Here is a 23,637-nt window from a genome sequence, read left to right as displayed (position 1 = left end):
GCGGCTGTGCACGCCGAACCGCACCACCCGAAGGGGGAGCACGTGTCCAGGAACCTGCCGGAGGAACTCGCCCCCGCGCTGGCACGGACCGGCCACGCGTGGCCACAGGCGGACGAGGACGGGCTGCGCCGGGCGGCCGGCCTGTGGCGGGAGTTCGGTTCGGAGGCGGACGCCCTGGTGCGGCGCGGCAACACGGCCGCGCAGCGGGTGTCCGGGGAGAACGAGGGCCCCGCGGTGGACGCGTTCACCACGCACTGGCGGCAGTTCAGCGGCGGCGGCCGCGGCCAGCTGGACGACGCCTCGGCGGCGGCGGGCCTGGTGGCCGGCGCGCTGGACAAGGCGGCCGGCGTGGTCGACCACAGCAAGGCCGAGATCATCGCGGTGCTGCAGGAGCTGACCGAGAAGATCCGGGCGGCGGACGCGGCCGAGGCGAAGGCCAAGGCGCAGATCGCCCAGGCCGGCAAGGACATCGTCTCCGGCGGCCTGATCTCCGGGCTGGTGTCCGGCGCGGCCGGCCTGGTGAAGGAGGGCGTCGCCGAGGCCGAGGAACTGGCCGCCGTCGAGCACGCCAAGCTGAAGATCGGACAGCTGCTGGAGCAGCTCGAGCGGGACATGGCGGAGGCGGCGAAGTCGCTCGCCAAGGAGCCCCCGCTGATAGCCCTGGAGCGGATCGCCCAGGCCGACGGCCGCGGCCTGCACGGCGAGAAGCGCGAGAGCTCGATGGCCGCCCGGTCCGGGCAGGTCACCGGCGTCCTGGCGAAGTCCGGCGTGGCCCGCTCGGTGGAGGTCGCCGGCGTGGCCGGCGTGCACGCCGAGCTGAAGGCCGACGGCACCGTCAAGACCGACCGGCACGGCAACCCGATCCTGGTCGGCGACGACGGCCAGCGGGTCAAGGGCGTCGAGGGTCTGAAGGTCACCCAGGGCACCGACGGCACCCAGCAGCTGGTCGGCCCGGACGGCACCCCGGTCGGCGGCGTGGCGATGGGCGAGGACGGCAAGCCGCTGCTCGGCAAGGACGGCAAGCCGGTGCTGGTCGGCCTGACCGGCGCGCTGGTCGGCACCGGCATCGTGCTGGCCCTCGGCCTGGACGGCCACCCCAAGCTCGACGACGACGGCCACCCGGTGATGATGGCCGCCAACGGCACCCCGGTCTCCGGCCTGGTCGCCGACCAGAAGGGCCACCTGCTGATCGGCAGCAACGGCCAGGCCGTCACCGTCAACGCGGACATGCAGGCGGTCGGCCCGAACGGGCAGATCGTGCAGTTCGGCGCCGACGGCCGCCCGCTCGACGTGCTCGGCAAGGACGGACAGCCGCTGCCGATCGGCGACGGCCAGAACAACAGCCTGTACGGGGACGGCACGCGCGGCCACAACGGCCACGACGGCCAGGGCGGCCACAACGGCCACGACGGCCAGGGCAACGGCAACGGCAACGGCCAGGGCAACGGCCGCGGCAACGGACCCGGCAGCAACATGTCCGGTGGCAACTCCCCGCTGAACGGGCTCCCGGGCAAGCTCGACGGCGCGATCTTCGACCAGCAGGGCGGCCAGGACCAGGGCGGCGGCCAGCCGCAGTCCGCTCCGGCGGGCGGCGGTGGGCACCGCGGTGGCGGCAACTCCGGCGGCTACCAGAACAACTCGGCTCCGGTGTACGGCAATTCGCACAGCGGCTCGTCCGGTGGCGGCGGCGGTGGCGGTGGCGGTTCGTACGGCGGCGGCGGTGGCGGCGGCGGTTCCTACGGCGGCGGTGGCGGCTGGTCCCCGAGCGACTCGCCCTCGCCCTCCTTGTCGCACGGGCCGGTGTCGGTGCACGTCGACTCGGTGCTGACGCCGCCCGCGCCGCACCTCCCGCCGTCGGTGGACAGCAGTGACATCTGGTCGTCCGGTGGTGGCGGCGGTGGCGGTGGTGTGCACCGCGGCGACCCCGGTTCGGTGTTCGGCGGTTCGGGCGGTTCGGGTGGCGGCTCGTCCATCCAGCTCGGCCCGGTCGGCGGCGGTTCCGCCCCGGCCGGCGGCGGCGTGCCGGTCGGCAGTTCGGTCGGCGGTTCGGTCGGCGCCGGCCCGGTGGCCGGTGCGGGCCCGGTCGGCGGTGCCTCCGGCGGCACTCCCGGCGCGGCCGGTACCCCCGGTGCCCCGGGCGCGGCGGCCGGTGCCGCCGGCGCCCCCGGTGCTGCGGCCGGTGCGGCAGCCGGCACCCCGGGTGCTCCCGGCGCTGCGGCCGGTACCCCCGGCGCCCCCGGCGCGGGTGGGCAGGGCGGCGGTGCGGCCGCGGTGGTCGGTGTCGGCCAGCACGCGGCGGACGGCCGTCCGGTGGCGGCCCGTCCGGTGACCGGCCCGGTCCCGCCCACGGGCGGCGGCGGCATCGGTCAGCAGGCCCCCGGTGGCCCCGTCCGGCACGACCCGCTGCCGGACGTCCGGCGGCACAGCCCCGCCGACGAGTCCGGCGCGCCGCTGCACCAGGCGTCCGCGGCCTGGCTGGTGCTCTCCGGCGGCGGGCAGGGCGGCGTGGTGCGGCCCGGCTCCGCCGAGCAGGTGGTGCGCACCCTCGCCGACAGCCGCCCGTACGGGCTGCCCGGCGGGCTCGGCCCGGTCGATTCCGCGCACCAGGCCGAGGTGGTGCGGCGCACCCCCGCGCCGTTCCCGGACCCGATGGTCGGCGAGTGGATCGAGGTCCTCAACGGCGGCGGCCCGACCGAGAGCGGACGCGCCAACAACTGTGTGGACGTGGCACTTTCGGCCGTCGACACGCTCGGCACCGCACCCACCTGTGCCGCGCCGCGACTGCCCGACGGCCCGGCCGGCGAGCGCGGCGGCCGCGACCGCGCCGAGCTCGAACTCGGCACCCGCTTCCTCGACCTGGGCGACGGCGCCGAGGCGCACGGCAAGCTCGGCCAGGCACTGCTCGCGCACGGCACCGGCACCCGCGCGGTGCTGCTCACCGTCGACGGCTTCGGCCGCTCGCACACCTGGAACGCCGTCAACCACAAGGGCGTGCTCAGCTACCTCGACCACCAGACCGGCTACGCCGCGCCGACCCCGCTCTACCCGGCCGACCACGGCCTGTGGGCGATCGCGGTGGACGCCGCCGACCGGCCGATCGACCTGTCCGCTCCGCTGCCCGTCACCGTCGCCGTCCCCACCGGGGACCGCGACGACGCGGTGGCCGAGCCGGTGCCCGCCATGGCCGGCGCCCCCGCCGAGGAACCGGCCGCGGACGTCCCGCCCGCGGCAGCGCCGCCGCGCTCCCGTCTCACCATCCACCGCACCGCCGGGAGCACCAACCGATGATCAGCCGTGAACAGGCCCTCGCCACCGCCCACCGCTGGGTCAACGGCGACCTCCCGCAGGAGGCTTCGCGGCCTGTCAGGTGCCACGAGTTCGACCTCGGCTGGGTGCTCTGGCCGGAGCCCGCGCCGATCCTCACCGACCCGCTCACCGGGGTGCGCCGCGCCCCGGAGGAGATCGGCGCGGCCTGCGCCGTGGTCGACCGGGTCAGCGGCGAACTCACCGTCTTCCCGTCCGTCCCGGTGCCCGAGGTGGAGCGGCTCTACCGCGACCGCCTCGGCGCCGGCAGCCACCACCCGGCGCTGCCGCCCGTCACCGGCCCCGGCACCCGGGCCGCGCTCAGCTACCGGGACGGCAAGGGCGTCACCCAGTCGCTCGCCGTGCACTCCGTGCACGGCCACCCGCACCCCGCGCTGCGCGCCTGGCAGCAGCTGTCCGCGCAGGGCGTCGCCCTCGACGACCTGATCGCGCTCCGCACCGACCTGCGGCTGTCGATGCTCCCCGGCGGCTACTGGGAGCACGTCATCGCGGCCCGGCTGCCCGGCGTCCGGATCGAGTTCGAGCAGCCGTACGGCCCGCGCCACGACCACCGGGCGGCCGCCGTCCGGGCGCTGGCCGCCCGCACCGGCCGGCACTGGAACCGGGTGCCGTTCCCGCTCGCCGTGCCGCCCGCCCAGCCCGAGGACGAGAACGGCCTCGGGCAGCGGTTGGCCGCGCTGTTCGGCGAGGACGGCGCACACCGCTTCGAGCAGACCGCGGTGCTCGCCGCCGACCTGCCCGAGGCCGCCGCCCGCGCCCTGCAGCGCACCGGCCTGCCGCGGGTGGTGGCCGGGTTCTTCACCCTCCACCTCCCCGAGAGCGACGGCATTGCCGGGCAGGCCGGACCCGTCCTGCCCGACCTCACCGAACACCTCGGCGCGCTCGGCCGCGGCCGCCGCGCCACCGCCGCGGCCCGCGCCGCGCTGATCGGCCAGCGGCTGCTCGGCACCGACGGCTGGGCGCTGTTCACCGTCGACACCGCGCAGGGCCGGATCCGCGCCGTCGACCCCGACACCTGCGAGGCCCGCTACACCAACGCCGACCTGACCGCCTTCACCCGCTGCCTCGCGCTGCTCGCCGAGCGCTACCCGCGCCTGCGCGACCTGCCGCCCGAGCAGGCCGGCCCGGCCGTCGCCGAGTTCCAGTGGGCGCTGGCCGCACTCGACCGGACCGCGCTGCGGAACCCCGAGAACTGGTGGGCGGTCATCGTCGAACAGCTCTGGGACGGACTGCTGTGACCCCACCGGTACCCCGGGAGGTCACCGGTCTGGGCTAAGTTGGACGGTCATGCGACTCGGTGTGCTCGACGTAGGCTCCAACACCGTCCACTTCCTCGTGGTGGACGCCCACCCCGGTGCGGCCCCCCTGCCCGCCTACTCCCACAAGGCCGACCTGCGCCTCGCCGAGCTGCTGGACGCGGACGGGGCGATCAGCCCGATCGGCATCGAACGGCTGGTCTCGATGGTCGCCTCCTCGCTGCGGGTCGCCGAGGACAAGGGCGTCGTCGACCTGCTGCCGTTCGCCACCTCCGCCGTCCGGGAGGCCAGCAACGGCGAGGAGGTGCTGCGCCGGGTCGAGGACGAGACCGGCGTCGCGCTCACCGTGCTGTCCGGCCAGGACGAGGCCCGGCTGACCTTCCTCGCCGTCCGCCGCTGGTTCGGCTGGTCCTCCGGTCGGCTGCTCAACCTCGACATCGGCGGCGGCTCCCTGGAGATCGCCTGCGGCCTCGACGAACAGCCCGACGTCGCCACCTCCCTGCCGCTCGGCGCCGGACGCCTCACCTCCCGGCTCCCCGGCGACGTCGCCGACCCCGGCGACATCCGCGAACTGCGGCGGCACATCCGCGCCGAGATCGCCGGCGCGGTCGGCGAGATCGCCCGCCTCGGCGCGCCCGACCACTCGGTGGCCACCTCCAAGACCTTCAAGCAGCTCGCCCGGATGACCGGCGCCGCCCCCGAGGGCGCCGGCGTCCGCGTCCCCCGCAAGCTCACCCGGGCCGGCCTCTCCGCCTGGCTGCCCCGCCTCGCCGCCATGACCCCCGCCGAACGCGCCCGCATCCCCGGCGTCTCGCTCGGCCGCGCCCGCCAGCTGCTGGCCGGCGCGCTGGTCGCCGACGCCGCGATGGACCTGTTCGGCCTGGACGAGCTGGACATCTGCCCGTGGGCGCTGCGCGAGGGCATCATCCTGCGCCGCCTCGACACCATGGACGGCCAGGACAGTCGGGTCGCAATCGAAGCGTGACCCGGCGGGCGGTAGCAACTCGCCTTTTCCCCTGGGGGATTCGTGTGCGAGCGGCTAGGATCCCGGTGGTTTCAGGGGATCGTTCGCTGGGGGGATCGCGATGTCCGTGCCGTTTCTTGCCGACCGCCGAAGAGTGACGCGCTGGACAGCCGTGATCGGCAGGCTTCCGGTGGTCGCCGTGCTGGTGTCGATGGCCATGCTGCTGCCGGGCAACGGCCCGCAGCCGGTCGCGGCCGGGGCCGCTCCGGTCTCCGCACCACTGTCCGCCGTCCCGGCGCCGCCGCCCGGCGGCGTGGGCAACACCGGTAACGGCGGCGGGCCGGTCCAGGCCGGCGACGGCGCGACCCCGTCCTCCCCCCAGGGCCTGTTGGCGTCCGGCGTTCCCACGCCGAGCCGGCCGCCGCGTCCGGTCTCGTATCCCACCGGGTCGCCCGGTTCGACCGGCCCGTGCCCGACCGGGCTGGCGCCCCAGGTGCTGGTGTACTGCGGTGCCGCTCCGAACGCACCGACAGAGTTCAAGTTCTACGTGACGGCGGACCGGGACATGGTGATCGTCCAGGTGGCCAGCACGCAGTACGGCCTGGTGCCGCGGCTGCTCGGCCCGGACGGCGAGCAGGTGACGTGCGACATCAAGCCCGAGAGCTACACCTTCGGGCCGGTGCGGTGCGTCACCGGCAAGGCCGGCACGTACACGTTGCGGCTGGTCAACCCCGGCTCGTGGGTCCTGCCCATCGCGCTGTCGTACCTGCCGGTGTTCTCCACCGACAAGTGCGTGGCCATGCGCGGCAAGGACAGTTCGCTGGGCGATCCCACCGTCTACTCCGGCACCGTGCCGTCGGGCATGGCGGGTGACTGCTGGACGACCGACTTCGCCACCGGCGATGTGGTGCGGCAGCTCGGCAGCAACCTCAGCCAGAGCGTGTTCGACGCCACCGGCCGGGACGTCTGCGCCCCCGGCAGCCCGCAGGTGTCCGGGCCCGACTGCCGGCTGGCCGGCACCGCCCCCTACCGGCTGGTCGTCCAGTACGGGTACGAGTCCACCACCCCCGGCGAGCCCAGCACGCATGCCTACAAGATGGCCATGTCGCGGCTGTCGCGGCCGGAGGGCTGCGCGGTGGTCGAGCCGCAGACGTACGGGGTGGCCCCCGACCTGACGGACACCACCCGCTGCCGGATCCTGCGAGTGCCCGCCGACGGCCACTACATGTTCCGCGGGACCCGCGAGAGCGGCGACGCGGGCGGCACCCTGTACCGGTCCGACCTCAGCACGCTCTGCCCGTCCGGGGACTGCGACCTGACCGCCGGCGACTACCTGTTCACGCCTCCGCCGAGCACCAGTGCGACCCCGTACGGGATGGTCCTCCGCTCGGCCACCGAGACCCGCGGCTGCACCCCCGGCCGGGACGACCAGATGGCGTCGGGCGCGCCCGTCGAGAACTTCGGCTCGGCCGGACACGACCTCTGCCGCACCCTGCCGACCGCGTCCGGCCGGGCCGTGTACGTGCTGAACGGGACGGCCAACGGCGGGACGGCGCGCTACCGGGTGCTGGATGCCACCGGCGCCGAGCAGTGCCACGGCTTCACCGTCAACGACACCTACCAGGTGTGCCGGCTGACCGGCACCGCCCCGTTCCGGCTGGTGGCGGATGCCCAGGGCCCGTTCGACTACCGGCTGCTGGTCCAGCGGGTCGACGAGACCGCCGGCTGCACCCCCTGGGGCGCCGCAGAGTACGGCACCGGCAGCGGCCTGCGCACCGGCCTGTCCGGGAAGCCGGCCGACGGGGCGCTGGAGAGCTGCTTCGCCGTCCCGGCCGACCACCCGGCCACCGAACTGGTCGGCTTCCGGCTGCCGGGGACCCAGGTCGGTGCCGCCCTCCACCTGGTCGGCCCGTCCGGTGAGGAGTTCTGCCAGGTCGTCGTCGGCGGCGAGGGCACCTGCCGACCGCCCGTCGGCAAGGCCTACACCGCCGTGTTGACCTACGGCCGCGTCCTGGGCGACTACACGCTGGTCCGCCGCGACGCCACCCCGTCCGCCGCCTGCGACCTGCCCGCCGCCACGGGCCAGGTCGGCGGCCCGTCCACCGGCTTCACCTTCGACAGCACCGTCGACGCGCACTGCACCGCCTTCGACGCGGCCGCCACCGACCTGCTGCAGGCGAGCACCCACACCAATACCGACCAGGTGTCCGCCGGGGTCACCGTGCTGGACGCCGACGGCAGGACGCTGTGCAGCGGCTGGGGCGCCGACTGCCGGGTCACCGGCTCGACCCGCTACCTCGCGGTGGTGGCCGCCCCGGACCCGCTCGGCCGGGCCGCCGCGCCCGGCGGGCTGGACGTCTGGCGGCTGGCCACCGCGGCCGGCTGGGCACCCGAGTGCGCCGCCCACCCGGTCTCGGCCGACGGCTTCGACCAGCGCAGCGGGGTGCTGACCTCCGACGCCCCGCTGTACTGCGCGGTACTGGAGATGCGCCCGGGCCAGAAGGTGGACGTCGCCTCCGTCACCGACGACTACAGCACGTGGGCGCGGCTGACCGTCGCCGGCCGGGAGAACTGGGCCGACGGCGACACCGCCTACAAGTGCACCCAGGACAGCGCGGTCACCGGCCTCAACACCGTGTGCACGTACAGCGGCACCACCACCGGGCACGCCGTGCTGCTGTTCAGCCCGGGCCACGCGCACCTCCCGCTGCCCTACACGCTGCAGGGGGCCAGGCCCGGTACCGGCACCGCACGCTCCGGCCTCCCGGAGTCGGTCACCCCGGCCGAACTGCACCTCGGCGGCTCCCCCGAGGTGACCGTCCACGGCACCGGGCTCAGCCTCAACACGCAGATGCAGCTGTCCGTCGGAGACTTTCCCGGCTGGTGCACGGTGCTGAGGTGGCGCCCGCTGCGGGTGAACGCGGACGGCACCGAGCTGGTCATCCAGGTCGACCTGGCCAGTGGCTGCGTGGGCACCTACGACCTGGTGATCCAGGGCGCCCCCTACCAGCGCGGAGTCCCCTCGCCCGGCTACCTGCCCAAGGCGCTGAAGGTGATCGCCTGACTCCCGGGTGCCGCATCGCACACTGATCGGCATCCCGACGGGGCCGCGCGTTGCGCTTAACCTGGTTCGCGTGGCGGATTCAGCGGATCAGCGAAAGCCGAGGCGCGGCCCCCTGCCGTTGAAGGCGGCGCGGGCCGCCCGTGCGGCGCGGCGGAAGCTGCAGCGGCCGCCGCTGCTGCGCACCACGGACCGGCTGGTGCTGCCGCCGCACCCGGCGCTGCACGTGCCGGACACCAAGGTGGCGCTGTCGACGGCGTCGGTGTACCCGTCGACCACCGAGACGGCGTTCGAGCTGGCCTCCCGGCTGGGCTACGACGGCGTCGAGGTGATGGTCTGGAACGACCCGGTGAGCCAGGACGTGGAGGCGCTGCGGCGGCTCTCCGACACCTACGAGGTGCCGATCCTCGCGGTGCACGCCCCGTGCCTGCTGATCACCCAGCGGGTCTGGAGCACCGACCCGTGGACCAAGCTGGTGCGGGCCCGGAAGGCGGCCGAGCGGCTGGGCGCGGACACCGTGGTGGTGCACCCGCCGTTCCGCTGGCAGCGGCAGTACGCCAGGGAGTTCGTGGCGGGCATCGACCGGATGGCGGGGGAGACGCCGGTCCGGTTCGCGGTGGAGAACATGTACCCGTGGCGCTACCGGGACCGCGAGATGCTGGCGTACGCGCCCGGCTGGGACGTCACCGACGAGGAGTACCGGCACTTCACCGTCGACCTGTCCCACGCGGCGACCTCGCGGGTGGACGCGCTGGAACTGGCCACCCGGATGGGGGACCGGCTGGCGCACGTGCACCTGGCGGACGGGTCCGGGTCCGGCAAGGACGAGCACCTGATCCCGGGGCGCGGCAAGCAGCCGTGCGCCGAGCTGCTGGAGCGGCTGGCCCGGACCGGCTTCGACGGGCACGTGGTGCTGGAGGTCAACACCCGCAAGTCCGGCTCCCCGGCCGACCGGGAGGCCGACCTGGCGGAGGCGCTGGCCTTCACCCGGCTGCACCTGGCGGCGGTCCGGCCCATGATGTGACGGATTGTCGGTTCACGGATCACCGGACAGCCCGGCGGGCCCGCGCCTAGAGTCGCCAGCATGATCGAACACCGAACGGCGGTCCCGGCGTGATCGGCCCCGGCACCCACGTCCGGCTGGCCCGCCCGTCCCTGGACCTGGCGGCCGCCGAACGCTTCTACGTCGAGGGCCTCGGCCTGTCCGTGCTGTGGCGCAGCACCGTGCGGGTGTCCGGGCAGCACGACCTGCTGATGGTCGGATTCCCGGGCGGCACCTGGCACTTCGAGCTGGCCCTCGACCCGGAGCGCCCGGTCGCGCCGGCCCCGACGGTCGAGGACCTGTTCGTGCTGTACCTGGGCGAGCCCGTCGACGAGGCGCTGGTCGAGCGCCTGGTCGCGGCGGGCGGCCGCCGGGTGCCCGCGCACAACCCGTACTGGGACGAGTTCGGGGTGACGGTGCTGGATCCGGACGGGTACGGCCTGGTGCTGTGCTCGCGCACCTGGGGATGACGGGAGACGAATCGATGAGTGACAAGCAGGCCCACGCGAACTCCTTCGGCGCGGTCGCCGCCGAGTACAACGCGGCCCGGCCGTCCTACCCGGACGAGCTGCTCGACGAGCTGGAGCGGCTGTCCGGCCGCCCACTGAAGGGCGCGGACGTCCTGGACATCGGCGCCGGCACGGGCATCGCCACCCGGCTGCTGGCCGACCGCGGCGCCCGGGTGGTCGCGGTGGAGCCCAGCGACGGCATGGCCGCGGTGCTCCGCGAGGTCAGTCCCGGACTGCCGGTGGTGAAGGCCGGCGGCGACGAACTGCCGTTCCACGACGCCTCGGTGGACCTCGTCACCTACGCGCAGGCGTTCCACTGGACCGACCCGGACCGCTCCGTCCCGGAGGCGCTGCGGGTGCTGCGCCCGGGCGGGGCGCTGGCGGTGTGGTGGAACATCAAGGACTACGAGACGCCCTGGCTGGCCGCCCACCAGGAGCGGATGGCGGCCGCCCTGCCCGGCTACCACTACTACGGCGGGGTGATCGCCGGGCACGAGAAGTTGACCGAGGCCGGCCTGGAGGTCCGCGAGGCCACGGTGCGCTGGGAACGGCAGGTGACGGTCGACCAGCTGATCACCGACCTGACCTCCCGCTCGTACGTCGCGGTGCTGGACCCGGAGCTGCGGGCCCCGATCCTGGCCGCCGAACGGGAGGCGCTGCTCGCCGAGTTCCCGGACGGGCAGCTGGTCGAGCCGTACCGGCTGGAGCTGTTCGTCGCCCCGAAGCCTTAGGGCCTGTCCGGCACCGGCAGCCGCCCGCGCTGACCGCATCGCGGACACCTGGTCCGGTTCCGGTCGGCGCGGGCGTAGGCTCGACGGACCCCCGAAATGTCCCGAAGGAGCGGCTCCGATGCCCCAGCTGAGGTCCAACACGGTCACCCAAGGTCGCAACATGGCGGGCGCGCGCGCCCTTCTGCGCGCCGCGGGCGTAGCCCGCGAGGACTTCGGCAAGCCGATCATCGCGGTCGCCAACTCCTTCACCGAGTTCGTCCCCGGCCACACCCACCTGCAGCCGGTCGGCCGGATCGTCTCCGAGGCGATCAAGCAGGCGGGCGGCATCCCGCGCGAGTTCAACACCATCGCGGTGGACGACGGCATCGCCATGGGCCACAACGGCATGCTCTACTCGCTGCCGTCCCGCGACCTGATCGCCGACTCGGTCGAGTACATGGTCAACGCGCACTGCGCGGACGCGCTGATCTGCATCTCCAACTGCGACAAGATCACCCCCGGCATGCTGATGGCCGCGCTGCGCCTCAACATCCCCACCGTGTTCGTCTCCGGCGGCCCGATGGAGGCCGGCCAGGCCACCCTGGTGGACGGCACCGTCCGCAAGCTGGACCTGGTGGACGCGATCTCCCAGGCGGTGAACGAGAACGTCTCCGACGCGGACATCTCGATCATCGAGGAGAACGCCTGCCCGACCTGCGGCTCCTGCTCCGGCATGTTCACCGCCAACTCGATGAACTGCCTGACCGAGGCGATCGGCCTGTCGCTCCCGGGCAACGGCTCGGTGCTGGCCACCCACACCGCCCGCCGCGCGCTGTACGAGCAGGCCGGCCGCACCGTCGTGGACATCACCAACCGCTACTACGGCGGCGACGACGCCTCCGTCCTGCCGCGCAACATCGCCACCCGCGCCGCGTTCGAGAACGCCATGGCGCTGGACATCGCGATGGGCGGCTCCACCAACACGATCCTGCACCTGCTGGCCGCCGCCCAGGAGGCCGAGGTGGACTTCGACATGCGGGCCATCGACGCCATCTCGCGCAAGGTGCCGTGCCTGTCCAAGGTCGCCCCGAACGGCAAGTACTACATGGAGGACGTGCACCGGGCCGGCGGCATCCCCGCCATCCTCGGCGAGCTGTACCGCGGCGGGCTGCTCAACGAGGAGGTGCACACCGTGCACTCCGACTCGATCGCCGAGTGGCTGAAGACCTGGGACGTGCGCGGCGGCTCGCCCTCCGAGCAGGCCGTCGAACTGTGGCACGCCGCCCCGGGCTGCGTCCGCTCCGCCGAGGCGTTCAGCCAGTCCGAGCGCTGGGACACCCTGGACACCGACGCGGCCGGCGGCTGCATCCGCAGCGTCGAGCACGCCTACTCGGTCGAGGGCGGCCTGGCCGTGCTGTACGGCAACATCGCCGAGGACGGCTGCGTGGTGAAGACCGCCGGCGTGGACGAGTCGATCTGGCGCTTCCAGGGCAAGGCCGTGGTCTGCGAGTCCCAGGACGAGGCCGTCGAGAAGATCCTCGCCAAGCAGGTCACCGAGGGCGACGTGGTGGTCATCCGCTACGAGGGCCCCAAGGGCGGCCCGGGCATGCAGGAGATGCTCTACCCGACGTCCTTCCTGAAGGGCCGCGGCCTCGGCAAGGCCTGCGCGCTGATCACCGACGGCCGGTTCTCCGGCGGCACCTCCGGCCTGTCCATCGGCCACATCTCCCCGGAGGCGGCGTCCGGCGGTGCCATCGCCCTGGTCGAGGACGGCGACCCGATCACCATCGACATCCCGGCCCGCACCATCAACCTCGACGTCTCCTTCGAGGAACTGCACGAGCGCCGGCTCAAGCTGGAGGCGGCGGGCGGCTACCGCCCGAAGTCCCGCGACCGCCAGGTCTCGGCCGCCCTCAAGGCGTACGCGGCGATGGCCACCTCCGCCGACAAGGGCGCCGTCCGGGACGTCAGCAAGCTCGGCTGAGGCGCGCCGCCCCGGGGCGGGTAGTTCGACGTGGCGATAATCGGGCCCGTGAGGACCACCACTGAGGACGCGCCGGCCCCCGAACCGATCCGCTTCTTCGGCACCACCTGGGTCGACCGCGGCGCCGCCTACTGGCTGCGCCGCGTCCTGGTGCCGCTCGGCGCCCTGGCGGCCACCGCCGCCGGGGCGCTGCTGCTGCGCCTGGGCGTCTCCGGCGTCCGGATCTCCGGCGCCGCCCCACTCACGGTGCTGCTGACGCTCGCCATCGGCATCTGCACCGCGCTGGCGGGCCTGCGCACCTGGAAGATCCTCACCGAGGGCCGCGAATCGCTCACCGGCTGGATGGCCGAGGACAAATCACTGGCCGGCGTCTGGCTGGCCGGCTTCACCGGCTCGCTCGCCGTCTACTTCCTGCGCAGCCTGGTCGAGGCCCCCGGCGAGGGCCTGCGGCGGGCCGTCCACGACCAGCAGACCGCCACCTGGCAGCGCCGCCGGGCCGCCCGTGCGGAGCGCGACGCCCGCAAGGCGGCCCGGCGGCGGGCCTGAGATCGCGTCAACTACGGCTGGCGGTACCGCACTTGCCGTCGCTGTTCAGCGGCTTGCTCCAGTCGTACGGGTCGCTGGTCGGCCCGGCCCCGGGCGAGGCGCTCGCAGCGCCCCGGTCGGCCCGGAAGGCGGGCCGCAGGTAGCCGCCGCCGAAGGTGCACAACGTGTTGGCGCGCTCGCTGCTCCAACTGACCAGCGACACCTTGTCCTTCTTCACCTGGAAGCGCGCCGGGTCGGCGAACCGGAAGTCGATCTTGCGGCGAACGATCTCCCGCTCCACCTCGACCCCGCCCGGCTCGGCCCGGACGAAGCCCACCGCCTTCGCACCCGCGCTGCCGGACGGCTGCGCCCCGGTGCCGCGGCCCGACGGCTGCGCCGCCGGCGAGGCCTGGCCGACCTTCGGCCCCGGCTTGAGCGCGTAGACGAAGGTGACGTCGGCGTGCACCAGCAGGCCCTGCTCGCCGTCGCCCTCGAAGGTGATCAGGCCCTGCACCTTCACCTGGTCGGTCACCGGCACCGCCCAGTCCGGGTCGAAGCGGCTCACCCAGTTCGCCGGGTCGCGCTCCTCGCTCGGGTGGGACAGCTCCGACGTCATCCGGTCGCCGGTCTCCCGGTTCGCCAGGTCGAGCGCGTCCTGCGGGTACCCGCCCGCCACCACCTTCGGATCCAGGTTGGTCGCCACCAGGTAGGCCTTGGCCAGCTCGAGGTCCTTGGCCACCCGGTCCTGGTCGAACACCCCGACCGCGGTGGCCTCCGGCAGCTTCAGCCCCTCCGCGCCGGCCGGCCACGCCTCGGCGGGCGAACCCGCCCACGGCCGGTCCACCGTCGCGGTCTCCGGCGCCAGGCTCGGCGGCGCGCTGCTGGGCGCCGCCGTCGCCGCACCCACCGACGGCAGCGCCGAGGACTTGGCCGCCGGCTGCTCCGACTTCTGGTGGTTCAGCGTCACCGCCACCGTCACCAGCGCCATCGCCGCCAGCCACGCCAGCAGCGCTTTGCGCCCCGGACGCGGCTTCTTCGCCGGCTGCTCGTTCTGCACCAACCCCGCGAAGGGGTCCCCCTCTTGTCCGGGGACGCCGTTGTCCGGCCCCGGCCCGTCTATTCTCGGCACGGCCGGAAGTATGCCGATCACCTCCGACACGCCCGACACCGGGGGTCGGAAACGGCTACTCCTTGCGGGCCGCCTTCACCGAGCCGACCACACCCGCCACCGCCAGCAGCAGACCTGCGGGCAGCAGCGAGGTGAACAGCGCCGCGAACAGGCCCCAGTCGCCCAGCAGCCACAGGTTCACGGTGTTCGCCAGCCACAGCGCCGCGGACGCCGGAACCACCGACTGCCACGGGTGCTCGTCCGCCCAGCGCCGCAGCCGCCGGTCCCCGCTCTTGCGCAGCCGCCCGCCGACCGTTCCCACCAGGAAGAAGAAGAACAGCCCGAGGCCGACCGGCCCCGCCAGGATGTCCATCGCCCAGTGCCCGGTCACCACATCGACCGCGAGTGCGGCGCCGCCGACCACCGCACCCACCGCCGTCGCCGTCCGCCACGGCCCGAGCGTCGCGGCGGCGACGGCGACCTGGCGGTTCTCACGTCCTGACAACTCTCCGTGTCCCATGTCTCCACGGTGCTCCTCGGCCGCCCCGGAATCCAGCATCGGGGCCCCTGAGATTCCCCCTACGGGCCGGTACCCGCACCGGCACACGGCCGGTGACGCCCTGTCGGTCCGCCCGGGCAGACTGGCCCGATGACTCCGACCGCGAACGACTACGCCTGGCTCGCCCACTCCCAGTGGTTCGGGCGCTGCGACCAGGACGGATACTCCCTCACCCTGGTGCGCGGCCGCACTCCGCAGCAGGTGCTCGAGGCGATCGGCGCCGTCCCGCAGGGCTTCGGCGACGGCTTCGACGACCTGCTCGACTGCCACGAGGAACTGCGCGAGTGGGTCGACGACTACCAGGACGACTCGTTCGCCGCGGCCGCCGTCACTGTCCCGGGCGAGGGCGGCGACTGGACGCTGCTGCTCGCCCTCGACTCCGGCGTCGGCATCAGCGGCCACCTGCCGGCGCTCTCCGCGGGCGGCGTCACCGTCACCCACGACAGCAACGCCGGCAAGCCCATGCAGCGGTTCACCCACTACCGGGACGGCGAAGTGCTCACCAGCTTCGAGGAGCCCGAGCGGTCCCACGGCAGCGCCCCGGGGGCCCTCGGACCGCTGCTGCGCGAGGTCGGTTACGACGGGTCCGGCAAGCAGGCGGCGTTCTTCGCGCTGGCCGAGCGGCTCACCGGCGTCCGGATCACCGACGAGACCGTCCGCGACGCCGAGTTCCTGCTCGGCGTGGTGGCCGACGAGGACGAAGAGGGCACCGACTGATCCCGACCGCAGGGTGGACGCCTGCCCCGGAGCGGAGGCGTTCCGGGGCAGGATGGGGGCCAGGAACCGCAGCGCACGGAGGGCCTCCATGAGCAACACCACCACCGCCGGCCAGAAGATCGCCTTCCTCGGCACCGGAAAGATCGGCGAAGCCCTGCTCTCCGGCCTGCTGCGGGCCGGCGCCGACCCGGCCGACGTCATGATCACCGCCCGCCGCCCCGAGCGCGCCACCGAACTCGCCGACCGCTACGGCGTCGCCACGGCCACCAACGCCGAGGCCGCCAAGCTCGCCGACACCCTGATCCTCGCCGTCAAGCCGCAGGACATGGGCACCCTGCTCGACGAACTCGCCGAGCACGTCGCCGCCGACAAGCTGATCGTCTCCGCCGCCGCCGGCATCCCCACCGCCTGGTTCGAGGAGCGCCTCGCCCCCGGCACCCCCGTGGTCCGCGTCATGCCCAACACCCCGGTGCTGGTGGACGAGGGCATGAGCGTGATCTCCGGCGGCTCGCACGCCACCGAGGCCCACCTGGAGCGCACCGAGGCGATCTTCCGCTCGGTCGGCAAGGCGCTGCGCGTCCCCGAGAACCAGCAGGACGCCGCCACCGCGCTGTCCGGCTCCGGCCCCGCCTACTTCTACTTCCTGGTCGAGGCGATGATCGACGCCGGCATCCTGCTCGGCCTGCCCCGCCAGGTCGCGCACGAGCTGATCGTGCAGTCCGCGATCGGCGCCTCGGTGATGCTCCGCGACTCCGGCGAGCACCCCGTCAAGCTCCGCGAGGCCGTCACCTCCCCGGCCGGCACCACCATCGCCGCCATCCGCGAACTGGAGAACCACGGCGTCCGGGCCGCCATGCTCGGCGCCCTGGAGGCCGCCCGGGACCGCTCCCGGGAACTCGCCACCGGCGGAAAGTAGTCTGGAGCAACGTGAGCTACGACCTGCTGATCCTCGACAATGACGGCGTGCTGGTGGACAGCGAGCCGATATCCAACCGGGTGCTCGCCGAGTACCTCACCGAACTCGGCTTCCCCACCACCGTCGAGGACTCCTACCGCGACTTCATGGGCACCGCCGCGCACCACGTCCACGACGTGATCGCGCAGCGGTACGGGGCCACCCTCCCCGAGGGCTTCGACGACCTGTTCCACGACCGGGTGTTCGCCGCCTTCGACGGCGAACTGCGGCCCGTGCGCGGCGCCGAGAAGTTCCTGACGCACCTCCAGGAACGCGGCATCCGCTACTGCGTCGCCTCCTCCGCCCACCACTCCTGGATCCGCACCGCGCACCGCCTCACCGGCCTGTCCGGGTACTTCACCGACGAACTGCTGTTCTCCGCCCAGGACGTCGGCATCGGCAAGCCCGCCCCCGACCTGTTCCTGCACGCCGCCCGCACCATGGGCGCCGACCCGGCCCGCTGCCTGGTCCTGGAGGACAGCGCCAACGGCGTCCTCGCCGCCCGCGCCGCCGGAATGGACGTGTACGGGTACGCCGCGCTCACCGACCCCGAGAAGCTCAACTCCGCTGGGGCCACCGGCCTTTACGCCGACCTGCAGGGGGCGGTCGATCTTCTGAACTGATCGCGCGCGACCCCTCCCGCCGACGCCGCCCACCGCCTACGCTCTGGCCCAACGTCCTTCGTACCGGCCGGTAGCGTCGGTGGTGAGCGAGGTTTTGATGCAGGCCGAACCGACCCCCCGGCTCCGCCAGGCCCGGGCCGCGCTCGCCGTCTCGTTCTTCCTCCAGGGCACCACCTTCGCGCTGCTGGTGGCCTGCATCCCCGAACTCCAGAAGCGCTACGGCCTCAGCGACGGCCTGCTGCCGGTCTTCCTGGCCGCCGTCCCGATCCTGGCCGGTGTCGGCTCGATCGGCTCCGAGGCACTGGTCAAGCGCACCACCGCACGTGGCGTGCTGCGCGTCGTCCAGCCCGCCGTCTGCCTCACCCTCGCGCTCACCGGCCTCGGCAGCCAACTGTGGCAACTCGCCATCGCCCTCGGCCTGTTCGGCCTCCTGGTCGGCGCCCTCGACGCCTCCATGAACATGCTCGGCGTCGGCCTCCAGCACCGCTACGGCCGCAGCATCATGATCGGCTTCCACGCCGCGTTCAGCCTCGGCGGCATCCTCGGCGCCGCACTGGCCGGCCTCGGCGCCCACTGGGACGCCGGCCTGCCGCTGCTGTTCGGCGGCGCGGCCGCCCTGCTGATACCCGCCGCCCTCGTCGTCGGCCGCCACTTCGCCGGCCCCGCCGAACTCGGCGACGCCGTCCGGGAAGCCGCCGAACTCGCCGCCCGCCGCATCCCCTGGCGGCCGCTGCTGCCACTGTGCGCCGCGATGGCCTTCGCCTACATCGCGGACGCCTCGGTCTCCAACTACAGCGTCAAGTACCTCACCGACGGCCTCGGCAGCCGCGAGGACCTCGCCAAGCTCTCCTACCTCGGCTACATGGTCGCCATGCTGCTCGGCCGCGCCGTCGGCGACCGCGCCGTCCAGCGCTTCGGCGCGACCGCCGTCGTCCGCACCGGCGCGAGCCTGGCCGGCGCCGGCTTCCTGCTCGCCGCCACCGCCCCCAGCACCTCGGCCGGCATCCTCGGCTTCACCGTCCTCGGCTTCGGCATCTGCGCGATCATCCCCCAGGTCTTCGCCGCCGGCGGCCGCCTCCTCCCGCACGCGAGCGACGCCGCCGTCGCCCGCCTCAACCTCTTCAACTACGCCGGCTTCCTGATCGGCGCCCCGCTCGTCGGCACCCTCGCCGAACTCTCCAATTACCGCTGGGCCTTCGGCGCCCCCATGCTGCTGATCCTCGCGATCATCCCGCTCGCCCCGCACTTCGCCCCGGCGGCGAAGCAAGTGGTTGCGCACACAGAGGCGCAGGCGGGTGCGCAACCGGGGGCGCGGGGAACTGCGCGAAGCGGAAGCTGACTGACGGCAAGATCGCGGCAGACACAATGACTTGCACGTGGTCGCGCCCCCGCCGGATACGGTGGCCCCATGGCGGAAACTTGCGGACTGCACCTGTTCTGGGACGAGGACGAAACCGGCTACGACTTCGGCCCCGGCCACCCCATGGACCCGACCCGGCTAGCCCTGACGATGCGTCTGATCGAATCTCTCGGCCTCACCAAGCACCCGTCCGTGACGGTGCGTTCCGCCCCCGCCGCCGGTGACTCCACGCTCCGCCTGGTGCACACCGCCGACTACCTCGCCGCGGTGAAGCGCGCCGCCGCCGACCCGTCCGCCACCGACCCCGTGCACGGTCTCGGCACCGACGACAACTGGTCGTTTCCCGCGCTGCACACCGCCTCCGCGCTGATCGCCGGCCAGTCGGTGGCCGCCGCCGAGGCGGTGTGGCGCGGACAGACCCCGCACGCCGTGAACTTCGCGGGCGGACTGCACCACGCCATGCCCGGCCAGGCATCAGGCTTCTGCATCTACAACGACCCCGCCCTCGCCATCGCCCGCCTGCTGGAACTGGGCGCGGAACGGGTCGCCTACATCGACGTGGACGTCCACCACGGCGACGGCGTGCAGCAGACGTTCTGGAACGACCCCCGGGTGCTCACCGTCTCGGTGCACGAGAGCCCCAGCACGCTGTTCCCGCAGACCGGCTGGGCCACCGAGACCGGCGGCCCGGACGCCGAGGGCACCGCCGCCAACCTGGCGCTGCCGGCCGGCACCGGCGACGCGGGCTGGCTGCGTGCCTTCCACGCCGTCGTCCCGGACCTGCTGGCCGCGTTCCGCCCGCAGGTGATCGTCAGCCAGCACGGCGCGGACACCCACATCGAGGACCCGCTCGCCCATCTGGCCGTCACCGTCGACGCCCAGCGCCTGATGGCCGAGTCGGTGCACCGCCTGGCCCACCAGTACGCGGACGGCCGCTGGGTGGCCACCGGCGGCGGCGGGTACGCGGTGGTCGACGTGGTGCCCCGCACCTGGACCCACCTGGTGGCCACCGCCGCCGGGAACCCGGTCGACCCGGCCACCGAAACCCCCGAGGATTGGCGCGCCGAGGTCTACCGGCTGACCCGCCGCCCCGCCCCGCTGCGGATGACCGACGGCGCCACCCCGCGCTGGGCGGACTTCCACGACGGCGGCTACGACCCCGCCGACCGCCTCGACCAGGCCGTCCTGGCCACCCGCCGCGCCGTCCTCCCGCACCACGGACTGATCCCGTGACCGCCCGATGGGGGCACCTCCCGGCCGCCAAGGCCGGGGGAAATCTCCGCGCCCACCTGCTGAAGCACCGGCTGGCCGGCCCGGACGTGCCCACGCCCCGGCAGAACAACCTGCGCCACTACCGGCTCTTCGCCCAGGGCGACCCCAAGGCGCTGATGGGCCTCGAACCGGAGCCCCGCCGCGACCCGGACGCGGTGCTGCGCCTGATGGCCGAACGCGTCGGCGTGCACCCCGACCCCCGGTACACCGAGGGCCCCGACACCATCGACCCCGACCTCACCATCGCCGCCCTGGACCGCCTCGCCCTGCTGCTGCGTCGCACCGCCGCCCGCCGCGGCAGCGTGCTGGCCGGCACCGGGCACCCGACCAAGCTGGCGGGCTTCCACGGGGCGCTCGCAAGGGCGCTCGAAGCCGCGGGCTGCCCCGTGCACACCCCTGCGCGGGGCGTGCGCTTCCGTGAGCCCACCCCGGACGGTGACCGCCCCCGTTACCTCGACGTGGTCGACCGGGTGCTGGTGATGCGCGCCCTGGACGGCCCCGACCGCCCCGGCCGCCCCGGCCGCCCGGCTGTTGGCGAGCTCGCCCACACGCACTCCCCGCTGCCCGTCCGCCTCGCCCTGACCGCCCTCGCCGACGCCGGGCACCGCCCGCCCGACCTGGTCCTGGGCGACCACGGCTGGCTGTGCGGCGCCGGCCGCCTCGGCATCCCGGCCGGCGGCGTCGCCGACTGCAACGACGTCGCCCCGTTCGCCGCCGAGGCGGACGGCCTGGTCGCCGTGGTCGTCCCGCTGGAGGACGGTTCGGACCCGTCCTGCTACAGAGCGCTGAGCGACTACGTACTGCAACGGGCGGATCTCGCACCGTACAACAGTTGACGGCCACCCTCTTCCCACCCGTACCACCCATAACTACTCTGGGGATACACGTGTGCCGGTGGAGTCACCGGAGGGGAAGCCGGTGCCTTGCACACGGGTAAGGGTCGGGTGAGGGTCATGAGCGAGCGTCCCCTGCAGGATGTGGTCTTCCTGACCGTCGCCGAGGTCGCCTCGGTGATGCGGGTCTCGAAGATGACGGTCTACCGCCTTGTGCACAGCGGCGAACTTCCGGCCATCAGGGTCGGACGCTCGTTCCGGGTGCCCGAGCAGAAGGTGCACGAATACCTTCAGGAGTCCTACGTGCGGCTGCAGAGCGCGTAGTCCGGAAAGGCCGGCGGACTCCGATTACGGCAAACGCGAGGTGGACGGTAGGCTAGGCCCTCCGTCAGTCGTATGGACTCCCGTTCCTCACGGGCGCGGGTCCGAGTGAGCGAGGAATGTTCCGTGGGCTCTGTCATCAAGAAGCGTCGCAAGCGTATGGCCAAGAAGAAGCACCGCAAGCTTCTGAAGAGGACCCGCGTTCAGCGTCGCAACAAGAAGTAACACCGTTCGGCGCCATCCTCGCTCACGCGGGGGTCAACCCCGCACACGCGTTCAGCGACGCAGGAAGAACTGGCGCCGATGGTGCACCACTGCCCGTCCCCGGATGATTTCCGGTGGCGGGCAGTGGCGTTTCCGCTCCCGCCTTCGCGGCGCGGTACGGTGCAGCCCAGGGGGAAGGCAGCAACGGCAGCCATGGGAGGTCCCGGAAACGTGGGCAGGGTCGTGCTCGTCACCGGCGTGTCGCACCGGCTCGGTGCGCGTTTCGCCGGGCAGATCGCCGAACAGCCGGGCGTGGACCGGGTGGTGGGAGTGGACGCCGGCCCACCGCCGGCCGCGCTGCCGTCCGGCGTCCAGTACGCGCAGGTCGACCTGCGCCGGCCGGCGATCGCCCGGGTGATCGCCGAGCACGAGGTCGACACCGTGGTGCACCTGCACGTCACCGCGCTCGGCCACGGCGGCCGGGCGCTGGTGAAGGAGACCAACGTGATCGGCACCATGCAGCTGCTCGGGGCCTGCCAGAAGGCCCCCGGCGTGCGCCGCCTGGTGGTGAAGTCGACCACCGCCGTCTACGGCTCCGCGCCGCGCGACCCGGCGGTGTTCGGCGAGCGGATGCAGCCGAAGGCGCTGCCGGCCGGCGGCTTCGCCCGGGACGCCGCCGAAGTGGAGGGCTACGTACGGGGGTTCGCCCGCCGCCGCCCCGACGTCGCCGTCACGGTGCTGCGGTTCGCCAACATCCTCGGCCCGCACGGCGACACCCCGCTGACCGCGTACTTCCGGCTGCCGGTGCTGCCGACCGCGCTCGGCCACGACCCGCGCCTGCAGTTCGTCCACGAGGACGACGCGCTGGAGGTGCTGCGGATGGCCGCCCTGGACGCGCCGACCGGCACCTACAACGTGGCGGGCGACGGCGTGCTGCTGCTCTCCCAGTGCGCCCGCAGGCTCGGCCGGCCCACCGTGCCGCTGCTGCGGCCCGCGCTCGGCCTGGTCGCCCAGCTGGCCCGGCGGCTGACCGCCCCCGCGGACCGCGCGTTCTCCCAGGAACAGCTCCAACTGCTCACCCACGGACGGGTGGTGAGCACCGCGCTGCTGCGCGACACGTTCGGCTTCACGCCCCGCTGGACCACCTCCGAGGCGTTCGCCGACTTCGCCGCGCACGTGGTGCCCGGCCCGCTTCCGCCGGCCCGGCTGACCGCCGTCACCGACCGGCTCACCGATCTGCTCGCCGACCACCGTCCCACCCAGCCCGAGGAGTTGAGGCCGCGATGACAGCCGCGCGGGAGCCCGCCGACCCGGCGGCCAAGGTCATCCCGATCGAGTCCGCGCCGAGCTGGTCCGGCCCCGAGCCGCGCTCGGCGCTCGCCGACCGGCTGGCCGACAGCGTCGGCGCGGCCCTCTCCGGCCGGCTCGGCGCGACCGCGACCCAGCTGTTCGGCAAGGGCTGGGAGCAGCGCGCCGCCGGCGGACTCGGCTTCCTGCGCCGCCGGTTGACGGGCGACTACGAGGTCGACGACTTCGGCTTCGACCGGGAGCTGACCGAGGAGGTGTTCCTCGCGATGCTGCGGCCGCTGGCGGAGAAGTACTTCCGGATCGAGGTCCGCGGCACCGAGCACATCCCCGCCGAGGGCGGCGTGCTGATCGTCGCCAACCACTCCGGCACCATCCCGCTGGACGCGCTGATGACCCAGGTCGCGGTGCACGACCACGCCGACCGGCACCTGCGGATGCTGGCCGCCGACCTGGTGTTCGTGCTGCCGGTGGTCAACGAGCTGGCCCGCAAGGCCGGGCACACGCTGGCCTGCAACGAGGACGCGCAGACGCTGCTGGAGCGCGGCGAGGTGGTCGGGGTCTGGCCGGAGGGGTTCAAGGGCATCGGCAAGCCGTTCGCCGACCGGTACAAGCTCCAGCGGTTCGGCCGCGGCGGCTTCGTGGCGTCCGCGCTGCGGGCCGGGGTGCCGATCGTGCCGTGCTCGATCGTCGGGGCGGAGGAGACCTACCCGATGATCGGCAACTTCCGGACGCTGGCCCGGCTGCTCGGCCTGCCGTACGTGCCGATCACGCCGACCTTCCCGTGGCTGGGCCCGCTCGGGGCGATCCCGCTGCCGACCAAGTGGACCATCCAGTTCGGCGAGCCGATCCCGACGGACAGCTACCCGAAGGACGCCGCCGACGACCCGATGCTGGTGTTCAACCTGACCGACCAGGTGCGGGAGACCATCCAGCACACGCTGTACAAGCTGCTGGTGCAGCGCCGCTCGGTCTTCGGCTGACGGGCCAGCGGGCTGACGGGCC

At 73.7% G+C, this 23,637-nt stretch carries 21 protein-coding genes; 19 read left to right on the top strand and 2 right to left on the bottom strand.

Translation table 11 applies throughout. The annotated features are described in order from the left end of the window. The first annotated feature begins 42 nt into the window (after positions 1-42). From ACGFWJ_RS16380 to ACGFWJ_RS16340, 9 genes are all read left to right on the top strand, one after another. Positions 43-3,288, top strand: a complete 3,246-nt coding sequence (locus tag ACGFWJ_RS16380; RefSeq protein WP_392949722.1) for a toxin glutamine deamidase domain-containing protein — start codon at positions 43-45, stop codon at positions 3,286-3,288. Beyond that, on the top strand, positions 3,285-4,562 hold the full coding sequence (locus tag ACGFWJ_RS16375) for an SUKH-4 family immunity protein (RefSeq protein ID WP_392949720.1): 1,278 nt from the start codon (positions 3,285-3,287) through the stop codon (positions 4,560-4,562). Before ACGFWJ_RS16380 ends, ACGFWJ_RS16375 begins: the two co-directional genes overlap by 4 nt. A 49-nt stretch (positions 4,563-4,611) precedes the next feature. Then, on the top strand, positions 4,612-5,565 hold the full coding sequence (locus ACGFWJ_RS16370) for a Ppx/GppA family phosphatase (RefSeq protein WP_387644124.1): 954 nt from the start codon (positions 4,612-4,614) through the stop codon (positions 5,563-5,565). Positions 5,566-5,698: 133 nt separating this feature from the next. Next, complete coding sequence (locus ACGFWJ_RS16365) at positions 5,699-8,608, top strand: hypothetical protein (RefSeq protein ID WP_392949717.1); 2,910 nt, start codon at positions 5,699-5,701, stop codon at positions 8,606-8,608. A 217-nt stretch (positions 8,609-8,825) separates the two neighbouring features. Continuing rightward, complete coding sequence (locus ACGFWJ_RS16360; protein ID WP_392950016.1) at positions 8,826-9,629, top strand: sugar phosphate isomerase/epimerase family protein; 804 nt, start codon at positions 8,826-8,828, stop codon at positions 9,627-9,629. 89 nt (positions 9,630-9,718) lie between these two features. Continuing rightward, on the top strand, positions 9,719-10,117 hold the full coding sequence (locus ACGFWJ_RS16355) for a VOC family protein (RefSeq protein ID WP_392949714.1): 399 nt from the start codon (positions 9,719-9,721) through the stop codon (positions 10,115-10,117). Positions 10,118-10,131: 14 nt separating this feature from the next. Continuing rightward, entirely contained in the window at positions 10,132-10,887 is a 756-nt protein-coding gene (locus ACGFWJ_RS16350) for a class I SAM-dependent methyltransferase (RefSeq protein ID WP_392949711.1), read from the top strand. 118 nt (positions 10,888-11,005) lie between these two features. Continuing rightward, positions 11,006-12,850 (top strand): dihydroxy-acid dehydratase, encoded by a 1,845-nt coding sequence (gene ilvD / locus ACGFWJ_RS16345; RefSeq protein ID WP_387644135.1) that lies wholly within the window; start codon positions 11,006-11,008, stop codon positions 12,848-12,850. Between the two features lie 48 nt (positions 12,851-12,898). Then, positions 12,899-13,396: a hypothetical protein gene (locus ACGFWJ_RS16340; protein WP_392949708.1), complete on the top strand. Its 498-nt coding sequence runs from the start codon at positions 12,899-12,901 to the stop codon at positions 13,394-13,396. A 7-nt stretch (positions 13,397-13,403) separates the two neighbouring features. Here the strand turns inward: ACGFWJ_RS16340 and ACGFWJ_RS16335 are convergent, their stop codons facing one another. After that, the gene (locus ACGFWJ_RS16335) at positions 13,404-14,504 is read right to left on the bottom strand and encodes a hypothetical protein (RefSeq protein WP_392949705.1); all 1,101 of its coding nucleotides are present in this window, start codon (positions 14,502-14,504) and stop codon (positions 13,404-13,406) included. A 55-nt stretch (positions 14,505-14,559) separates the two neighbouring features. Then, entirely contained in the window at positions 14,560-15,003 is a 444-nt protein-coding gene (locus ACGFWJ_RS16330; RefSeq protein ID WP_387644142.1) for a hypothetical protein, read from the bottom strand. 129 nt (positions 15,004-15,132) lie between these two features. On the opposite strand from ACGFWJ_RS16330, the gene ACGFWJ_RS16325 reads away from it, so the two are divergent. The 10 genes from ACGFWJ_RS16325 (at position 15,133) to ACGFWJ_RS16280 (ending at position 23,615) form a co-directional block, all read left to right on the top strand. After that, the gene (locus tag ACGFWJ_RS16325) at positions 15,133-15,759 is read left to right on the top strand and encodes a DUF6461 domain-containing protein (RefSeq protein WP_392949704.1); all 627 of its coding nucleotides are present in this window, start codon (positions 15,133-15,135) and stop codon (positions 15,757-15,759) included. Between the two features lie 88 nt (positions 15,760-15,847). Beyond that, positions 15,848-16,675, top strand: coding sequence for a pyrroline-5-carboxylate reductase (gene proC, locus ACGFWJ_RS16320; protein ID WP_387644147.1), 828 nt, complete (start codon positions 15,848-15,850; stop codon positions 16,673-16,675). Positions 16,676-16,686: 11 nt separating this feature from the next. After that, positions 16,687-17,337 (top strand): HAD family hydrolase, encoded by a 651-nt coding sequence (locus ACGFWJ_RS16315; protein WP_387644150.1) that lies wholly within the window; start codon positions 16,687-16,689, stop codon positions 17,335-17,337. 97 nt (positions 17,338-17,434) lie between these two features. Continuing rightward, positions 17,435-18,676 (top strand): MFS transporter, encoded by a 1,242-nt coding sequence (locus ACGFWJ_RS16310; protein WP_392950013.1) that lies wholly within the window; start codon positions 17,435-17,437, stop codon positions 18,674-18,676. Positions 18,677-18,745: 69 nt separating this feature from the next. After that, entirely contained in the window at positions 18,746-19,930 is a 1,185-nt protein-coding gene (locus ACGFWJ_RS16305) for an acetoin utilization protein AcuC (RefSeq protein ID WP_392949701.1), read from the top strand. Beyond that, a complete protein-coding gene (locus ACGFWJ_RS16300) occupies positions 19,927-20,805 on the top strand; it encodes a phosphatase (RefSeq protein ID WP_392949698.1) in 879 nt (292 codons plus the stop codon). The genes ACGFWJ_RS16305 and ACGFWJ_RS16300 overlap by 4 nt, the downstream gene beginning before the upstream one ends. A gap of 117 nt (positions 20,806-20,922) precedes the next feature. Next, complete coding sequence (locus tag ACGFWJ_RS16295) at positions 20,923-21,126, top strand: helix-turn-helix domain-containing protein (RefSeq protein WP_035863710.1); 204 nt, start codon at positions 20,923-20,925, stop codon at positions 21,124-21,126. 123 nt (positions 21,127-21,249) lie between these two features. Next, positions 21,250-21,348, top strand: coding sequence for a 30S ribosomal protein bS22 (locus ACGFWJ_RS16290; protein ID WP_003948845.1), 99 nt, complete (start codon positions 21,250-21,252; stop codon positions 21,346-21,348). Positions 21,349-21,558: 210 nt separating this feature from the next. Continuing rightward, positions 21,559-22,614, top strand: coding sequence for an NAD-dependent epimerase/dehydratase family protein (locus ACGFWJ_RS16285; protein ID WP_392949695.1), 1,056 nt, complete (start codon positions 21,559-21,561; stop codon positions 22,612-22,614). Beyond that, positions 22,611-23,615, top strand: a complete 1,005-nt coding sequence (locus ACGFWJ_RS16280) for a lysophospholipid acyltransferase family protein (RefSeq protein ID WP_392949693.1) — start codon at positions 22,611-22,613, stop codon at positions 23,613-23,615. Before ACGFWJ_RS16285 ends, ACGFWJ_RS16280 begins: the two co-directional genes overlap by 4 nt. The last annotated feature ends 22 nt before the right edge of the window (positions 23,616-23,637 follow it).

Origin of the sequence: Kitasatospora sp. NPDC048407 (genome assembly GCF_043200475.1) — a bacterium.
Taxonomy (GTDB): Bacteria; Actinomycetota; Actinomycetes; order Streptomycetales; family Streptomycetaceae; genus Kitasatospora.
Note: the sequence above shows the minus strand (reverse complement) of the source record. Positions and strands in the feature narration are given on the sequence as shown.

Bases quoted from the DNA above. Each gene is read 5' to 3' on its own strand.
- ACGFWJ_RS16375 (WP_392949720.1), top strand. From the start codon at position 3,285: ATGATCAGCCGTGAACAGGCCCTCGCCACCGCCCACCGCTGGGTCAAC.
- ACGFWJ_RS16370 (WP_387644124.1), top strand. From the start codon at position 4,612: ATGCGACTCGGTGTGCTCGACGTAGGCTCCAACACCGTCCACTTCCTC.
- ACGFWJ_RS16350 (WP_392949711.1), top strand. From the start codon at position 10,132: ATGAGTGACAAGCAGGCCCACGCGAACTCCTTCGGCGCGGTCGCCGCC.
- ilvD (WP_387644135.1), top strand. From the start codon at position 11,006: ATGCCCCAGCTGAGGTCCAACACGGTCACCCAAGGTCGCAACATGGCG.
- ACGFWJ_RS16330 (WP_387644142.1), bottom strand. From the start codon at position 15,003: ATGGGACACGGAGAGTTGTCAGGACGTGAGAACCGCCAGGTCGCCGTC.
- ACGFWJ_RS16325 (WP_392949704.1), top strand. From the start codon at position 15,133: ATGACTCCGACCGCGAACGACTACGCCTGGCTCGCCCACTCCCAGTGG.
- proC (WP_387644147.1), top strand. From the start codon at position 15,848: ATGAGCAACACCACCACCGCCGGCCAGAAGATCGCCTTCCTCGGCACC.
- ACGFWJ_RS16310 (WP_392950013.1), top strand. From the start codon at position 17,435: ATGCAGGCCGAACCGACCCCCCGGCTCCGCCAGGCCCGGGCCGCGCTC.
- ACGFWJ_RS16305 (WP_392949701.1), top strand. From the start codon at position 18,746: ATGGCGGAAACTTGCGGACTGCACCTGTTCTGGGACGAGGACGAAACC.
- ACGFWJ_RS16295 (WP_035863710.1), top strand. From the start codon at position 20,923: ATGAGCGAGCGTCCCCTGCAGGATGTGGTCTTCCTGACCGTCGCCGAG.
- ACGFWJ_RS16280 (WP_392949693.1), top strand. From the start codon at position 22,611: ATGACAGCCGCGCGGGAGCCCGCCGACCCGGCGGCCAAGGTCATCCCG.